This is a genomic window from Pseudoalteromonas sp. NCCP-2140 (genome assembly GCF_023708065.1).
GTDB lineage: Bacteria > Pseudomonadota > Gammaproteobacteria > Enterobacterales > Alteromonadaceae > Pseudoalteromonas.
This window is the reverse complement of sequence record NZ_BRCZ01000012.1, coordinates 41,445-57,560: the sequence shown is the minus strand read 5'-3', so window position 1 is coordinate 57,560 and position 16,116 is coordinate 41,445. Positions and strand designations below refer to the sequence as shown.

15 protein-coding genes are annotated in these 16,116 nt (G+C 41.9%); 9 read left to right on the top strand and 6 right to left on the bottom strand.

Annotation, left to right across the window (positions count from 1 at the left end; all coding sequences use genetic code 11):
- Positions 1 to 8: 8 nt before the first annotated feature.
- From NFU46_RS17910 to NFU46_RS17900, 3 genes are all read left to right on the top strand, one after another.
- A complete protein-coding gene (locus NFU46_RS17910; protein WP_251603752.1) occupies positions 9 to 719 on the top strand; it encodes an HAD-IA family hydrolase in 711 nt (236 codons plus the stop codon).
- A 69-nt stretch (positions 720 to 788) separates the two neighbouring features.
- Positions 789 to 1,901, top strand: coding sequence for a retropepsin-like aspartic protease (locus tag NFU46_RS17905; protein WP_251603749.1), 1,113 nt, complete (start codon positions 789 to 791; stop codon positions 1,899 to 1,901).
- Between the two features lie 9 nt (positions 1,902 to 1,910).
- Entirely contained in the window at positions 1,911 to 2,270 is a 360-nt protein-coding gene (locus NFU46_RS17900) for a HopJ type III effector protein (protein WP_217875454.1), read from the top strand.
- A gap of 13 nt (positions 2,271 to 2,283) precedes the next feature.
- Here the strand turns inward: NFU46_RS17900 and NFU46_RS17895 are convergent, their stop codons facing one another.
- Entirely contained in the window at positions 2,284 to 2,691 is a 408-nt protein-coding gene (locus NFU46_RS17895; RefSeq protein ID WP_251603745.1) for an N-acetyltransferase, read from the bottom strand.
- A gap of 47 nt (positions 2,692 to 2,738) precedes the next feature.
- Entirely contained in the window at positions 2,739 to 3,044 is a 306-nt protein-coding gene (locus tag NFU46_RS17890; RefSeq protein WP_130166506.1) for a DUF6482 family protein, read from the bottom strand.
- Between the two features lie 80 nt (positions 3,045 to 3,124).
- Between NFU46_RS17890 and NFU46_RS17885 the strand changes: the two genes are divergently transcribed.
- From NFU46_RS17885 to NFU46_RS17875, 3 genes are all read left to right on the top strand, one after another.
- Positions 3,125 to 3,811, top strand: a complete 687-nt coding sequence (locus tag NFU46_RS17885; RefSeq protein ID WP_251603798.1) for a pseudouridine synthase — start codon at positions 3,125 to 3,127, stop codon at positions 3,809 to 3,811.
- 68 nt (positions 3,812 to 3,879) lie between these two features.
- Positions 3,880 to 4,254: a BlaI/MecI/CopY family transcriptional regulator gene (locus NFU46_RS17880; RefSeq protein WP_054554650.1), complete on the top strand. Its 375-nt coding sequence runs from the start codon at positions 3,880 to 3,882 to the stop codon at positions 4,252 to 4,254.
- A gap of 8 nt (positions 4,255 to 4,262) precedes the next feature.
- Entirely contained in the window at positions 4,263 to 5,468 is a 1,206-nt protein-coding gene (locus NFU46_RS17875; protein WP_251603742.1) for a TonB family protein, read from the top strand.
- A 78-nt stretch (positions 5,469 to 5,546) separates the two neighbouring features.
- On the opposite strand, the gene NFU46_RS17870 is transcribed toward NFU46_RS17875, so the two are convergent.
- Entirely contained in the window at positions 5,547 to 5,930 is a 384-nt protein-coding gene (locus NFU46_RS17870; RefSeq protein ID WP_055199242.1) for an MAPEG family protein, read from the bottom strand.
- A 234-nt stretch (positions 5,931 to 6,164) separates the two neighbouring features.
- Here NFU46_RS17870 and NFU46_RS17865 point away from each other — a divergent pair, with 234 nt between their 5' ends.
- A complete protein-coding gene (locus NFU46_RS17865) occupies positions 6,165 to 7,043 on the top strand; it encodes a DMT family transporter (protein WP_251603738.1) in 879 nt (292 codons plus the stop codon).
- 41 nt (positions 7,044 to 7,084) lie between these two features.
- Here NFU46_RS17865 and NFU46_RS17860 read toward each other — a convergent pair whose 3' ends face one another.
- Both NFU46_RS17860 and NFU46_RS17855 read right to left on the bottom strand, forming a co-directional pair.
- A complete protein-coding gene (locus NFU46_RS17860; protein WP_251603734.1) occupies positions 7,085 to 7,402 on the bottom strand; it encodes a multidrug efflux SMR transporter in 318 nt (105 codons plus the stop codon).
- On the bottom strand, positions 7,402 to 8,934 hold the full coding sequence (locus NFU46_RS17855) for a carbon-nitrogen hydrolase family protein (protein WP_251603731.1): 1,533 nt from the start codon (positions 8,932 to 8,934) through the stop codon (positions 7,402 to 7,404). Before NFU46_RS17855 ends, NFU46_RS17860 begins: the two co-directional genes overlap by 1 nt.
- A 261-nt stretch (positions 8,935 to 9,195) precedes the next feature.
- Here NFU46_RS17855 and NFU46_RS17850 point away from each other — a divergent pair, with 261 nt between their 5' ends.
- Positions 9,196 to 10,296: a GGDEF domain-containing protein gene (locus NFU46_RS17850; protein ID WP_251603728.1), complete on the top strand. Its 1,101-nt coding sequence runs from the start codon at positions 9,196 to 9,198 to the stop codon at positions 10,294 to 10,296.
- Here the strand turns inward: NFU46_RS17850 and NFU46_RS17845 are convergent.
- Positions 10,289 to 12,571: a penicillin acylase family protein gene (locus NFU46_RS17845; protein WP_251603725.1), complete on the bottom strand. Its 2,283-nt coding sequence runs from the start codon at positions 12,569 to 12,571 to the stop codon at positions 10,289 to 10,291. The genes NFU46_RS17850 and NFU46_RS17845 overlap by 8 nt on opposite strands.
- 165 nt (positions 12,572 to 12,736) lie before the next feature.
- On the opposite strand from NFU46_RS17845, the gene NFU46_RS17840 reads away from it, so the two are divergent.
- Positions 12,737 to 16,102 carry an ATP-binding protein gene (locus NFU46_RS17840; RefSeq protein WP_251603722.1) on the top strand — a complete coding sequence of 1,122 codons (3,366 nt, stop codon included), beginning with the start codon at positions 12,737 to 12,739 and terminating at the stop codon, positions 16,100 to 16,102.
- The last annotated feature ends 14 nt before the right edge of the window (positions 16,103 to 16,116 follow it).

The window sequence follows — 16,116 nt, the reverse complement described above, 5'->3', positions numbered from 1 at the left end:
TTGCCATTATGATCCGATTTAACCGTGCCCTATCGCCAGTTTCTGTTTTAAGTTTTGATTTAGACGACACACTTTACAACAACCATCCGATCATAAAGTCAGCCTTGCAAGCACAAGCTGATTACCTCGAAGCGTTAGACCAATGGCCCGCCGATAGTATCAGCTACTGGTTAAAATGCCGCGATAATGCTTTAAAACATGATGCAACTTTAATTGATGACGTTACGCGCTGGCGACAAGCAGCATTACACTATGCCATGACCGATCTGGGTTTTTCAGCAGAGCAAGCTCAGTTACATGCCGAAAATGCTTATCAGGCATTCGCTGATGCCCGCAGTCAAATAACCGTGACTGATGAAGTGCTTGAATTACTTGCTAACCTCAGTAAACACTACCGCCTTATCGCTATCACCAATGGTAATGTCGAAGTAGAAAAGTTTAACCTTAATGGTGTGTTTGAGTTAGTTTTACAAGCAGGTCCACACGGAAAAGCGAAGCCGCACAGCGCCTTGTTTGATAGCGCAGCCAAAAAATTAGAAGTGCCTCACAAGGAAATTTTACACATTGGCGATAGCCTAGATACTGATGTAAAAGGTGCCAATAATGCCGGATGCCAAAGCGTTTGGCTAAATAACCAAGCAACGCAATATCGTTATCAAGGATTAGCGGATATTGAAATAAGCGATATCATGGCGCTCAATCATTTGATTAAAAAGTAACGACTTTGAGAAATTTGTTTTATGCTGAGTAAGTAGGTAACGAAGATTTAAAACTGGTGGGCGAAACGGGTGAATGCTTTTCTTAAATTAATATTGCTACTTTCTCTTAGTTTAAATGGTTACTTTATTTGGCAGCTTTTTAACCCTGCAAAGCCTATAGAAATAGAAACTGTCGCACCAGCGCCTAAAGTACAAAAAGGCACGGTCTTACCTGCCCACTTCCAGCAAGCAGTTGCACTATTTAGCAATCAGTTATTTGATAAAGCCGTCGCTGAGTACACTCAATTACTTGTGAATGAACCTCGCTATGCAAGGCAGCTAAAGCAAGCTTGGCAACAACAACTTGAGACATGGCTTTCCCATCAAAAATTCACTTTAAGTGAGCAATTTTTAACGGCCTTTTTAAATAGCCACCCTTACGATGTCACCATGCTTGAACTTGAAGCTAAGCGTTTAATCGCACAAGGTGATACCCAACAAGGTATTATCAATTTACTGGCTCTTAGCAACCAGTTAGACAGCAATGATAAGCAACAACTTAACAAACAAATAGACGAGCTAAGCACATCCTATATTCATGAACTTATTGCGACGCAACAATGGCAAGCCCTACTTAATATTAGTCAACAATGGCTTGATTACGCGCCTGGCAACGCCCATTACTTATATAACCATGCATTAGCTAACTACCATTTAGAAGATTATGTCGCAAGCCAAATAACCCTAGATCAACTACCCGAAGATCATGACTATAAACAACAGGCTGAGCAATTACATCTGATGATTCAACAAGCCCTCGCAGGTGTTGAAGTTATAGAGTTAACCGCTCGAGGTTCACACTTTTTAGTAAACAGTATTATCAACGATGATATTGAAACCGAGCTGATGATCGACACCGGCGCTAGCTTTACTGTAATTAACCAAACATTATTAAACTCGCTTAACACCCCAGCCAATTACCTTGGCACCTTGCAAGTAAACACAGCTAATGGAATTGTTGAAGCACAGCGTTATCAGCTCGCATCATTTCAAGTCGGTCAACAACGTATTCGTAATTTTGAAGTACTGATAATAGAAAATCATGCTGGCTATGGCTTATTAGGTATGAACTTTTTAGAGAATTTTAAGTTTAATATCAATCAGCAAGTGAATGAGTTAGAGTTGATAAAGAACAATTTTTAAGGACAAGCAATGACTCTTAACGAATTCCTGGCAACATTAGCAAGCACACCACAGCAAATTGAGTTTACCGATACCATGGCGGTTATAGACAGCAATTATGATTTTACCCCAAGCGGTTTTAACAATCATGGCTTGCTAAGCGAAGCAAATGAAAATAACGGTTCGTGTAAAATTTTTGCCTTTGCAAAGCTTAATCAACTAAGCAAACAAAATACCCTAGATTGTTTTGGCGCGTTTTATCGTGATGACGTGTTGCCCAATCCTGAAGGGCAAGACCATATGAACATTCGCACCTTTATGCTTGCCCCTGAAGCGACCCCTTTCTTAGGGATTACTTTTACCGAGCAAGACGTGCTTAAAGCGAAGTGATTAAAACCAATAATTAAAGGGTTTTTTCCATAAAATAACGGCAGCCGTCGAGTGGGTAGTTTTTCATCTCGTATTTAACTTGGTAGCCGTTTTTTTCGTAAAAGGGTTTGGCTTGGAAATCGAGCGTATCAAGTTGTGCAGTATTTGCACCAAACGCTTTAGCTTTGCTCTCTAATTCAGCTAACAATCGTGTCGCAAGCCCTTTACCACGTGTCTTATCATCACACCAAAGCCAACTAATAAGCAGCCAATTGCCAAATACTTGACCATGGATACCGGCAACAACACTATTTTGTTTATTAACGAACTTAAAGCCTAAAGGAATACGCTCGGCATTAAAATGCGGGGCGTTGAAAGCCACAATATGTTCTCTTAGCTGGTTGTTTAGATCAGCTGAGTCATCACTTTTTAATTGATACATAGTATACCTATAAAATGTTATGACTCAGTATACGCTTATATCGTTAATCAGTATAAGTGGTTCTTGCCATAAGGTACTTCGAGCATATTACTCGCGAGCTTTTCGGGCTGACCGCACATTTCATCATAAGCACTGGTGTGGCGTAGAACCATATCGCCATAACTTAGGTGATCAAGACGCTTTTGAATATGCAACGGGCTAATATCACGAATAAACTCACCCTGCTCATCAGTAACATAATACTCAACGTTATTGATCATCACAGACACCTGATACAGTGCCATTTCCAACGAATGAAGGATAACCTTTTGCAGTGGTTGGTGATCTGCAAGCTCTGATAACTTGATAGGCATGTGCATTCCTCTTTGGTGGTGGAACTATTTATACGTGATTTTGATATACTGTGATCAAATTAATTGTACAAAAATCACTCATGCCAGAAAAAGTACGACTTGCTAAATTTATTGCCCATGCGGGTGTTTGCTCTCGAAAGCAAGCATCGCGCTTGATAGATCAAGGTGAGGTAACAGTAAATGGCCGTGCCGCAAATCATATAGATCATGTTGATGAGCACGATGATGTGATTGTACTTAGCGAAAAAATTTTAGCTAAAGCGCCACTCACCTACTTTGCTTATCACAAACCCGTTGGTATAGATTGCAAGTTAAATGCTGATGACCCAACAAGCCTTATTCATAGCCTGCCTAAAACCACTCGGGTTTACCCAATTGGCCGGCTCGACAAAGACTCCCGAGGTTTGTTGATTTTGACCAATGACGGTGAGTTTTGTAATCAGCTGATCCACCCTGATTACCACCAACCCAAACGCTATTTAGTCACCGTAGATAAACCCCTTGATAGCGACTTCTGTAAAAAAATGGCTAGCGGTGTGCCTGTCGATAAACAAATAACCCTCCCTTGCACGGTGACTCAAGTCAACGAAACGCAGTTTTGCATCGTCTTAAAACAAGGCTTAAATCGGCAAATACGTAAAATGGCACGTTTTTGTGGCTACAAAGTCATCGACCTTTACCGCACAGATATCGCAAAATTGTCACTCACCACGCTTAATTTGCCCGAAGGACAGATAGTCAGTATCAAAAAAAGTGACATTCTCTAACAAAAAAGTTTGCATTAATTGATTACACGTGTAATCTTAAATTAAAGATTACATCTGTAGGCATAAAAATGATTGAACTTTCTAAAGCTGAATTCGAAGTATTAGATGCGGTATGGCTTGGCTACCCAGCCACGGCAAGTGAAGTAATTGCGCGTTTAAGTGACGATAAAGAATGGCACGAAAAAACCATCAAAACGCTACTAAGCCGTTTAGTTAAAAAAGGCGCACTTAGCTTCGAGAAACAAGGCCGCCAATATAACTACACTCCTTGCATCGCCCGTGAAGAATACACATTAAAAGAAAGCCAAAGCTTTATTGAACGCTTTTTTAATGGCCGTATTGCGCCACTGGTGAGTGGCTTTGCTAAATCAGAGCAACTCTCGCAACATGATATTGATGAGCTGAAAAAGGTCATTGATGATTGGGAAAAACAGCAAAAATAAGGCTTGTTATGTTAGATGCATTTTTTAATTGGTTGTTAGATCAACAACTTTTGATCTCATCTGCAATAATGTTTTTATTGCTGCTAGAGCGAAAGTTGCTAAGCCAGCTGTCGGCACGCTTGGTTTATACACTGTGGGCGCTTTTACCGATTAGTTTATTGTTAGCGAACCTACCAGAACACTTAAAACCAATTCAAAACGACTTTATCAGTAAGCTGACTATCACGCCAAACACAGCAATAATGCCGCAGTTTACGCTCACTTGGTTTGCTATTTATGGCTTTATTAGTGCCGCACTGCTGATCACTGCCGTATATTTTCATTACCGTTTTCTAGCAAAACTGCAATTAGCGCCAATTACGCTTGATCAGCACAGCAACCAAAGCATGCGCTTATACCAAAGCAATCAGGTGAGTTCACCTATGGTTGTTGGGGTTATAAACACCAAGCTAGTGCTGCCTACAAACTATCAAAGCCATTACAACAGCCATGCTTTAGCGCTTATTTTAGAACATGAATCAGTGCACATTAAACGCAAAGACAACCTAATTAATGCCATCGCTTTAAGTGCCACTATTTTGCTGTGGTTTAACCCTGTCGCTTGGCTTGGTTATGCAAGTCTACGCCGCATTCAAGAGCTTTCATGTGATGAGCAAGTACTCAAAAATAAATCAACTGAACAACGAATTCTATACAGTAAGGCATTAGTGCACTGTGCAAGCTTTAGCAGAACAGGATTAATGGCTTATTCACAATACGGAGATAAAAACACCATGTTACAACGTCTAAATCAAATAAAGCAGATAGACAACAGCTCATTTATTGCAAAAACAGCGTTAGTTATTTTTACAGCGGGCATGCTTAGCAGCTTTGCGATTGCAAAACAGCCAATGTCCATTGAAAAGACAAAGGACTATCAAGCGGTTATGCGTGTAGAGCCGATATACCCAATTCAAGCGGCAGAGCAAGGTATTAGCGGTTCAGTCGTTTTGAAATACGATATTTTACCAAGCGGCGCCACCAGCAATGTTAGTGTGGTGAGTGCAGAGCCTGAAGGTGTTTTCAATCGAGAAGCGAAAAGAGCCTTAAAACAATGGCAATATGCGCCGTCTGAATCTGGCTTTAAAAACGCCTTAGTGCAACTCGATTTTGCCTTAGACGAAAACTATCAAGCAAAAGATTTAATAGAGAAAATTAAAGTTAGCTCTAAGTAAAAGTAACCACTTAAGACCCTAAAGCAAGCGCCTTATTTAAGCCGCTTGCTTTGTGGTTTTTAACTCATTGGCTTGTAACTAAAGGCAAACAGCAATCATCGCCACAGCACAAACATAGCCTACTAGCCAAACTAATGAGCGCAGAATATCTTGGTTTATGTAGTAGAAAATACAATACAACACGCGGGCAATAACATGCACAATCGCTAGGGTCTCAGTTACCTGATAGACATTATTGCTACCTATTACGACTGCCAGCGCGACAGCAAAAATAATCAGTGACTCAAAGCTATTTTGATGTGCTGCCAACGCACGAGCACCAAAGCCGGTTAGTTTAGCTTGTTGTTCGCGTGGGTGCTTATTGTCGTAGCCTGCCAACTTATTTTGTGCGAAAGCCACAGGTGCTTTAGCTAAATAGGGTATAAGTACTGCGATGAGTGCGCAGATAATCAGTGTGGTCATGATATTTCCTTATCTTTTAACTGTAATAACCTACCCTAGCGCAAACAAAAAAAGCCGCTACTTAAAACAGCAGCGGCCAGCAATAGCATCATTGTCACTATAGTCTAAAGCCGGCATAAAAGCCCTGCGGCATATTGTCACAGCTGAGTTTTTCTCAAGTTGGTCGATAAGCTAATGCTCTCATACTTTGGTTTTGTTACTCTAATTGCCTCTCCTCATTAATTTATTTTCAATATGACTTGGATTTTCTTAACTATTTTTGCGGCATTTATGCAGTCGTGGCGAAACGCTCTGCAAAGTAAACTCAGTGCAACAGTGAGCGTTGCCGGGGTAACGCTTGCTCGCTTTATTATTGCCAGCCCGATTGCTGCACTGTATTTATTTGTACTTTATCAATATCAAGACGCCGCACTCCCTGACTTTAATCTGGCTTTTATTGGCTACATTGTTGGCGCCAGTATCGTCCAAATCGTTGCCACCGGTTTGATGGTAAAACTGTTTAAAATGAATAACTTTGCAGTCGGCGCAGGGCTTGCAAAAAGTGAAGCACTGATGGCGGCCATTTTAGGTGTTATGTTCTTTGGCTCAGCACTCTCACTGCTAGGTTGGGTTGGCGTATTTATTGGTGCAATTGCGGTATTGCTATTAAGTGGCATCGCGAATGTTAAACACTTTAATTTGGGCACTGCACTGCTTGGGCTTGCTTGCGGCACTTCTTTTGCTCTCTCTTCATCATGGATCCGTGAGGCAAGTTTAAATTCAGGACTGACTTTCCCACACTCTGCCGCTTGGGTGTTGTTACTGATAATCAGCTTACAAACCCTGATGCTGTGCGTGTATATTGCATTTAAAGAACGCGGTACATTTAAGAAAATGTGGCATCACAAAGGTACCACTACGGCTGTCAGTTTTTGTAGCTGTTTAGGTTCAATCGGTTGGTTTAGTGCCATGAGCTTGCAGCATGTTGCTTATGTAAAAACACTGGGGCAGATAGAAGTATTCTTTACCATTATGGTATCGATTCTTTGGTTAAAACAGCCGTTAAAACGCCAAGACACAGCGGGGCTTGTGTTAATTGCACTGGCAGCCATTCTGGTAATGCTACCAAATTAGGCTTATTCCTATTCATTAAAAAAAGCGGCTATGCCGCTTTTTTAATGACTAATTTTTAGCGTTATCACACCGCTAATTATCAGCAATACTCCGGCAATACGGCCAAATGTGGCGGTATCCCCATAAAATAAAATACCAACTAAGAAAGTGCCCGCGGCTCCTATGCCTGTCCATACCGCATAAGATGTTCCCATCGGAATATCCTTTTGCGCCAACCACAGCATAAAACCACTAGCGACCATAAATGCGACAGCAATTGCAATGCCTAACCAGCGACTGTCTGCCTGTTGAGACATTTTAAGGCCAATAGGCCAGCCAATTTCTAACAGACCTGCGACAATTAAATACAACCACGCCATTAGTTATCTCGCTTTTTCAAGATCACGTCATACAAATCTTCGCGGCGGTCTTTTAAGTTTCTAACAGTACCTTCACTGTGAAGGATTTTCAGTTTATCCATATCTAAATCACTGAATAACAGCATTTCGGTATTCGGTGTTGCTTCATTCAAGGTCGCATCATGTGGGAATGAGAAATCAGAAGGAGTAAGCACTGCTGATTGCGAATACTGTACGTCTAAACTCTCAACCTCAGGTAAGTTACCAACCGAGCCTGCAATCACAACATAACATTCATTTTCAATTGCACGTGCTTGCGCACAATGACGAACACGTAAGTAACTATTTTTTGTATCCGTCCAAAATGGCACGAACAAAATATCTAACCCTTGCTTAGCGAGAATACGTGACAGCTCAGGGAACTCAACATCGTAACAAATTTGAATACCGACACGACCCGCATCGGTTTCAAATACAGCAATTTTGTCACCGCCTTGGATCACCCAGTCATTTTGCTCGTGAGGGGTAATATGAATTTTGCGCTGCTCATCGATTTTACCGCTGCGGTGGCATAGGTAGCTGACATTATAAATCTTGTCATCTTCAGCAAGCGGCATAGAGCCTGTGATAATATTGGCATTGTATTCAACCGCCATGCGCGACATTGCATCACGGAAGGTTTCTGTATATTCGGCCAGATAGCGAATGGCTTCCGTTTGATTGCTTTGCTCGGTGAGGCCCATTAACGGGGCATTGAAAAACTCCGGAAACAGAATAAAGTCACTCTTATAGTCAGACACCGTATCAACAAAGTATTCCACTTGCTTGAGCAGTTCTTCAACAGACTCAACACAGCGCATTTGCCACTGTACGGCACCGACACGGACAATTGATTTGGTCGACTCAAGTACTGTATCAGTCGGCTCAAACATAATGTTATTCCACTCAAGTAAAGTGGCGTAACCAACTGATTCCTGATCTTCAGGAAGGTATTTTTTAAGTAAACGTTTAACTTGGAAATCATTAGATAACTGAAAGCTCAAAATCGGATCGTACAGCTCTTTGTGGTCAACTTTTTCGATGTACTCCATCGGCGACATCTCTGCACTGTGATTGTAATAGCGCGGAATACGCCCACCCGCTAAAATAGCGCGTAAGTTATACTGACGGCACAGCTCTTTTCGTGCATCGTATAAGCGACGACCCAATCGCATACCTCGGTGAGTCGATGAAATCACTACATCTAGACCATAAAGTGCATCACCTTCAGGATCACTAAATACTCGGTCATGACCATCAACAATATCTTCGTAGGTATGCGGGTTAGAAAAGCGCGCGTAATCGACCTGTACACTCAAGGCGATGCCAACTAGGACACCATCGTCAACAATACCTATTTGCCCTTCAGGAAACTGATCTATCAGCCTAAAAATAGTATGGCTTGGCCAAGCACCACCAAGCCCAGGATACGCTTGGTCCATAAGAGTTTTGATTTGTGGGTACTGTTCTTTGGTTAGATTACAGATCTCTAAATGCGTTTTTTCCGCCGGCATAGCTACTCCTTTTTGGGCACGAGAGAATAATCACAGCAAACATTGCTCAGCATGTTTCTAGATTAGCTTTAACTAGAGTGGCATCAAATACCCACTCTGCCAAGCCTTTGATCATATCAAAGATGATGTGAACAGGCGCTTAGCCTCATTCATAAACTTGAACTAAATGGCTTTACAAAGCAAAAGCGAGCAATTATAAACCTGCATTGCTCAACTTTTCATCTATAATTACGCTACTCTCCATGTGTATTTGAGGTTGGATTGATCAAACACTTATTAAAACAATCAAAGCAATCTGGCTTAGAAGAGATTGAACACGTTAAATTTCTGATTATTTCTAAAATCGCCTATTTCGCGTTGATTGTTCATGTCTTGCTGATCCCCGTATTTGCTCACATAGGTGCAAATACGCTTGCTTTAGTTAATATCTTGAGTGTGCTTGCTTGGGCAAGCGGCATCTTTTTAATTAAGCAAGGACTGACTTCGCTAGCACTTAGAGTATTTTGCCTTGAAGTAATTATTCATGCGGTAATTGTCTGTGCCACCCTTGGTTTAGGCGCTGGGTTTCAGTTTTACCTATGGACTGTGTCTTGCATTTTAATGATCGATTATCAATTAACGTTTAGGCGCGCAGCCATTTATAGTTTAGTTATGATCACGACATTCGCCCTGCTTTATGTGTTTTTTGCAGATGTTCAGTACAGCTTCGCTTACCCAGAGTTACTACCGCATGTAAATGTAATCAATATTATTATTGCCGGCTTACCTATGGTCTATGGCATGGGTCTAATCAGAGAAATCACTTTGTCGCAACGGGTTGAGTTAACAGAAATGGCAGCCCGCGATCCACTCACTAAGCTCTACAACCGCCGTTTTGCAAAAAAATTAATCACTGCGGCACATCAAAAGAGCATAGAGCTTGAGAGCAGTCTTTGTATTGTTATGGCTGACATCGATAAGTTTAAAAGTATTAACGACAATTATGGCCATGAAAAAGGTGATACGGTGCTCGTTAATGTTGCCAGGCTAATTCGCCAATTTATTGATGATGAAGATATAGCGGTACGCTGGGGTGGTGAAGAATTTTTAATTTTATTAACTAATACAGATGCAAAGCAGGCCTTTGCAAAAATTGAAACCTTACGTTTAAAAATCGCCGAGCTAGAGGCACATCATGAATTCCCCGATCTCAATGTCACTATGAGTTTTGGGCTTATTGAATGGCAACCGCTCGCTTCAATAGAAAAAATGCTACAACACGCTGATGAAGCGCTGTATAAAAGCAAGCACGCAGGACGCAACCAAACTACCATTGCTAAAGGTCAACGCCCTGCTTTCAAAGATGCTGATGCGGTTAATTAACCGCATCGATAGTGATACTGTGGGCAATCTCTTGTGGCAATAATGGCGTTAAACCATTACTAACATAATCGTTAAACCCGGCACGATAAAATTCTGACAATGGATGCCCCGATTGCCCACCCGGAATAGCCATTATCGCTTTATCTAAGTGCCCAGGTTGAACAATAAAGCGCTGTGAAGCACCAAAGCTACGTCCTTGCACCGAAGGCATAAAGGTATCGCCAAACCCAGGCTCCGTAGGCATATTCAATAAGCTTTTCAGTGCGGGTATTTGCTTGGCAAATGGGTGCTCAATCACTAATTCGTTAACCTTGCCCCACTCCCAGCTATGCGGGTTGTTACCGTATTGATCGGTTAGTTTAGTGATAACGCGGTCAAAGGCTCCTATCATTTGTTGTTGCCAGTTTGCATACTCAGGGTTTAACCATGCCTGAGGCTGCGCTTCGATAAGTTGCCAAACAGCAGGTTCTAAGTCTCGTTTTACTGGTTTTAAGCTACTATCGAGAGCTTTTAGCTTATTCTCTAACGGGCTAAATAAGCCGTTAATCACTTCACTGCGGTAGCGCTTTACTAAGGTGTAGCCAATTGAGTCGCTACAAGCACACGTCTGCCAATTATTTAGCTCTTTTAAATACAGCGCGTATTTATCGCCTGCGTTGCTAAGCTGTTTGACCAGCAGTTTATGCCAAGCCGTTAAGAAACGCGCTTCGTTATCATGTTGTAAGTCATAAAAATCTTGTTCGTTGAACTGTTGTTTTTCAAATAAGCGGTCGCGAATTTGTGCCGAGCGAGCCCCCATGGCATAAGCACCATTACCAAAGCGCTGGTCATCCTCTGCGGAAACAACTCGTGAGTTGCCCGTCCATAAACGGCCACTTTCTGGGTTTTTAACAAATGGACGCTGGGTTTCGTTTTCGTGCCACTGTGCAGGATACGCTTGCTCAGCCACCGCTAATTGATGGGGCTCTTTACGGGCAGGCACGGCTCCCATATTCTTCCAAGCTGCATTACCTTTATCATCAACAACCATCAGATTTTGTACAGGAATACCCACCTCAGCAGCAAGCGCTAGTGCATCATCAACCGTGTTTGCTTGCTCAAGCTTAAGTAACTCCATATCAACCGCATACTCATGGTGGGCAACCCAACTTAGCGCATAAGGTTTGCCGTTAATTTCTTTAACTGGGCCATACTCACTCATGCTCAAAGCGTAATTTTCGCTGTTGCCGTCATTGAGTAAGATAGGTTCATCTATCTGCCAGGTTTTCTCTTTACTCTCAAGGGCTACCCAGTCGGCTGTATCTAGATAACCATTGGTGAATCCCCAAGCTATCTTATTATTGGTACCAACAACAATGGCAGGAGCCCCTGGTAGTGACACACCGGTGATTTGCTGCATTTCACCATTGAGTGGGTAATTGAGCTGGGCACGGTACCAAATGATTGGCACAGCAAACGATAAATGCATATCGTCAGACAGCATTGCAGCACCTGTTTCAGTTAACTGCCCAGTAACCGCCCAGTTATTACTGCCAAGTTCCTTTCGGTCTGCAATGTCAGTCATAGCCCATTGAGCGTCTTTGAGATAAGGAATACCGCCGTTATAAGGCGCTAATTGGCTATTATCGAGTGCCGCTTGATAAAGGCTAGGCTGAGTAATAAAGTCAACCATCGCCTTACCATATAAATCTTCGATTTCGATCAGTGTTTTGTCGCGCTCAAAGGTGGCCGTTTGTAAATCTAAATACATACTAAAAATGATTAGTAAGCTGTCTTCGCTTTGCCAAGGTTTTGCTTCAGCGCCTGTGAGTAAATATTCAAAGCTATTGAAACCCACTTGCGCATGGCCTTCATTAACCCCATTCGCGTACGCTTTTAATAGCGCTTTATCTTTAGCAGGTAACTGCGCGACAGCAATCTGACTGCGTTTACGTAACTGATGAAAGCGCATTTTTTTATCAAGCCCAACGGCAGCTTTACCAAATAACTCACTAAGCTCACCTGCAGCATTACGGCGCAGTAAATCCATTTGAAAGAATCGGTCCTGACCATGAGCAAAACCAAGAGCATAGGCTGCATCTAATCGGTTTTCGGCATGAATAACAGCCTGTCCTAAGGTATCTCGCTCAATCTTAACTGATTGCGAAATAGCGTCGCTTTTACCGCGACCATCAAGTGCCGGTAAACTTAAGTTTAATACGCCATAAACAAGCCCCGTTGCGAGTAACATTACAACGAACAAACCTATTAGTAACCATTTGATTATCTTAAACATGCCAATTATCCTTGCGCTAAAGTAACACTATATTAACCTGAGTTTTGTGAAAGAATAGTGTTGCGATACAAATAATTGAAATTAGGTTTATAGATTTGCTGTTCATTGTTAATTACCACAGAAATTGTCTATAGTAGGTAAATAGTATAAAACCTGATATTTCTCATGCCGCTAGCGACCAAAACAGATAATAAAAAACTACAAAAACTGAAGCTAGCCTTCTGGTTTTCACTTGCCTGTATCATCGTGATTGGCCTTGTAATCGACCAAATTAATTACAGCCGCGAGAAAGATGCTTTTCGTGCACAGGAGCTGGCAAAAGTAAGTGCCTATCGTGCAGAGCTCGAAGCCACCTTAATATCTAACATTCAACTTGTTAGGGGCCTTGCAGTTGCCGTTGCGGCTGAACCCAATTTAGACCAAGCCCGCTTCACGCAAATTGCCAGCCCTTTATTTTCAACGTCTTCAGAGCTTAGAAACATCGGCGCGGCCCCTGATATGGTTATTCAGATGACTTATCCTCTTGTGGGTAATGAGAAATCTATCGGGCTAAACTTTTTAGAAAACCCAGCGCAGCGTGACGACGCAATTAGAGCACGAGATGAAAATCGTATTGTTATGGCCGGCCCCTTAGAGTTGGTGCAAGGTGGTCAAGCATTGATAGCAAGAATGCCCGTATTCACTCCACCAGAACTCACTTTTTGGGGGCTCCTCTCTGTTGTCCTCGATATAGACAAAATTTACACGAACTCGGGGTTAATCGCGCTAAGTGAGCATTATGATATTGCCCTACAAGGCAAAAATGGCCTTGCTGCTAAAGGTGATTTTTTCTTCGGCTCTAAGGACGTGCTCAACACAAACCCTCTGAGCTTTAGAATTAACTTTCCAGGTGGTGAGTGGCAGATGTACGCCACACCAAAATCTGGATGGCAGCCACCAAGTTCTGCTATTTGGCCGCTTAGACTGGCCATTATTCTATTTTGTATTTTATTTGCTGGCGCCTCAGTATTCTTTTTACGCATGGTCGAAAGACAGTACAAAAGCGAACGTATGTTAGAAACCATGAGTAGTCTTGCTAAAGTCGGCGCTTGGTCTTTTAATCTAGAGACAAGAACCGTCTATTGGTCTGATATGACCAAGCAAATTTTTAAGTTTCCTCTTAATGTACAACCAGAGTGGCCTGCTAACTTTACACATTTCAAAGCGGGTGAAAGCCGAGATAAAATTCGTCGCCTTAACGAGCGTGCAATCAAGTATGGTGAGAGTTTTGAAACTCAAGTACAAATCATCACTGCTGAAGGTGATGAGGTTTGGGTGCTGCTACATGGTGAAGCCGAGCATAAAAATGGCCGTTGTATAAAACTTTTTGGTTCACTACAAAATATTGATACCCGTAAGCGAGATGAGCTAGAAAACAACAAAATAGCCTTACATAATGAGATTTTAGCCTCTCTTACCGTTAATGATGCTGTACTGACTGGTAACCTTAACTTATCTAAACATGTGATTGTGCAAGCAATTTGTCACGCTTTTGATATTGATCGCGCGAGTATTTGGCTATTTAGTGACGACCGCCAGTCGCTCAATACCTTTGCTATTCACGACCAAAGCCAGCCTGAATTTAGCGAGCCGATTTCACTACAACAATTTGAATTTCAAAATTATTTTGATGCCATTAACAATCACGCTGTAATTAATGCCAGTGATGCACAACAACATCCACTGACTAGTGACCTACGTAGCAACTACCTTGATTGGTTTAATATACGCTCAATGCTGACAGTGATCATTCCTACTGGTAGCAAAACAATGGGGGTTGTGTGCGCCGAAAAATGTCATAACCGCAGACATTGGAGTAAAAATGAAGAAAGCTTTTTAATCGCAGTTGCGGCACTCATTGGTAGTTTACACGCCAGTCAGCGCCGTATAGAGACCGAACAACAACTCGTTCAAGCGAAAGAAGCAGCAGAACAAGCAGTAAAAGCCAAAAGTGAATTTTTAGCAAGTATGAGTCATGAGATCCGCACCCCCATGAATGGCGTGATCGGGATGCTCAATATCATCAAACAAACCAAACTAGACACCCAGCAAAACCACCATATAGATTTGGCGCAATCATCGGCTGAATCACTATTGCATATCATTAACGATATTTTAGATTTCTCTAAAATTGAGGCCGGTAAGCTCGATATTGAAAATGTTAGCTTTAATGTATCAAAACTACTTGGCGATACTATCGAATCGTTTGCCATTAAAGCAGAACAAAACAATACCAAGTTGCTGCTAGATACCACACACCTTAATCACGGCTTTATCATTAGCGACCCAAACCGGATTAGACAAATCATCAATAACCTAGTTAGCAATGCGGTTAAATTCACAAAAGATGGTGAGATTATCGTCATCGCCAAACTCGAAACAAACAACGAAGAATTGTTCTTGAACTGCTCTGTTATTGATTCGGGTGTAGGTATCAAGCCCGAAAAGCAAGCCACTTTATTTGACTCATTCACGCAAGCGGATGCATCAACTACACGCCAATACGGCGGTACAGGGCTTGGCCTTGCAATAGTAAAACAGCTGTGTCAGTTAATGGATGGTGATGTCAGTGTGGTTAGTTCATACGGGGAAGGCAGCACCTTTAATTTTACTGTAAAAGTTAAACGTGATCATACAAAGCAAGCGCCAGAGCCAAGCCACATTATAGATAAAAAGCATATTTTAATTGCTGATAATTGTAAGCTCAGTAGCAATATTGCCAAAAAACAATTGCAGCTATGGGGAGCAGAGGTCGAGACCTATACTGATATGCTAAGCTTACTCAATCGTGCTGCAATGCCAACCGATAATGGCTGCGATGCAATTTTAGTGGATTATCTTTTTTATAGCAGCGCAACAAAAGAGCACCAACAAGCATTCTTAAAATACTTTAATGCCACCAACTGTAAACGAATTTTAATGGCCCCAATGAGTCTTACTGAAAAACAAACGAGACAAACATTAAAAGTTGAGAGTATTATCTTTAAACCATTAACGCAGTCTGATTTATTTAATTCACTGGCGAACGACAAATACATTGAACAGCAGCAGGTTAATAAAGAGGCCTTAATAACCAAGGTCGTGACCAGTAGCGATAATACTGAGTCGCAAGTCTTGCTGGTTGAAGATAATAAAGTGAATCAGATGGTGGCAGGTTCGTTGCTAAAGCAAGCAGGCATTAGTTTTGATATCGCTGAAAATGGCCTTGAAGCAATTGCACAACTTTCAAGCCGAGAGCAAAGCCCCTACCAATTAGTGTTAATGGATTGCCAAATGCCAGAAATGGATGGTTACCAAGCAACGCGAGCCATTCGGGCAGGTGAAGCAGGCGCAGCTCATCAGGGGGTTAATATCGTCGCACTCACTGCAAATGCGATGCAAGGTGACAAAGAGCGTTGTTTAAACGCAGGTATGAACGACTATGTCACCAAACCCCTTAAATTTGACTCGCTCAATAAAAAATTAACAGTGTGGCTAAGCACTGAAGAATAAAAAGAGAGTAAAAC

What these genes read in the sequence shown, in the direction of transcription:
- NFU46_RS17895 (WP_251603745.1), bottom strand. Translation starts at nt 2,691, where the DNA reads ATGTATCAATTAAAAAGTGATGACTCAGCTGATCTAAACAACCAGCTA.
- NFU46_RS17855 (WP_251603731.1), bottom strand. Translation starts at nt 8,934, where the DNA reads ATGCCGGCGGAAAAAACGCATTTAGAGATCTGTAATCTAACCAAAGAA.
- NFU46_RS17885 (WP_251603798.1), top strand. Translation starts at nt 3,125, where the DNA reads ATGCCAGAAAAAGTACGACTTGCTAAATTTATTGCCCATGCGGGTGTT.
- NFU46_RS17870 (WP_055199242.1), bottom strand. Translation starts at nt 5,930, where the DNA reads ATGACCACACTGATTATCTGCGCACTCATCGCAGTACTTATACCCTAT.
- NFU46_RS17840 (WP_251603722.1), top strand. Translation starts at nt 12,737, where the DNA reads ATGCCGCTAGCGACCAAAACAGATAATAAAAAACTACAAAAACTGAAG.
- NFU46_RS17900 (WP_217875454.1), top strand. Translation starts at nt 1,911, where the DNA reads ATGACTCTTAACGAATTCCTGGCAACATTAGCAAGCACACCACAGCAA.
- NFU46_RS17910 (WP_251603752.1), top strand. Translation starts at nt 9, where the DNA reads ATGATCCGATTTAACCGTGCCCTATCGCCAGTTTCTGTTTTAAGTTTT.
- NFU46_RS17860 (WP_251603734.1), bottom strand. Translation starts at nt 7,402, where the DNA reads ATGGCGTGGTTGTATTTAATTGTCGCAGGTCTGTTAGAAATTGGCTGG.
- NFU46_RS17880 (WP_054554650.1), top strand. Translation starts at nt 3,880, where the DNA reads ATGATTGAACTTTCTAAAGCTGAATTCGAAGTATTAGATGCGGTATGG.
- NFU46_RS17845 (WP_251603725.1), bottom strand. Translation starts at nt 12,571, where the DNA reads ATGTTTAAGATAATCAAATGGTTACTAATAGGTTTGTTCGTTGTAATG.
- NFU46_RS17875 (WP_251603742.1), top strand. Translation starts at nt 4,263, where the DNA reads ATGTTAGATGCATTTTTTAATTGGTTGTTAGATCAACAACTTTTGATC.
- NFU46_RS17890 (WP_130166506.1), bottom strand. Translation starts at nt 3,044, where the DNA reads ATGCCTATCAAGTTATCAGAGCTTGCAGATCACCAACCACTGCAAAAG.
- NFU46_RS17865 (WP_251603738.1), top strand. Translation starts at nt 6,165, where the DNA reads ATGACTTGGATTTTCTTAACTATTTTTGCGGCATTTATGCAGTCGTGG.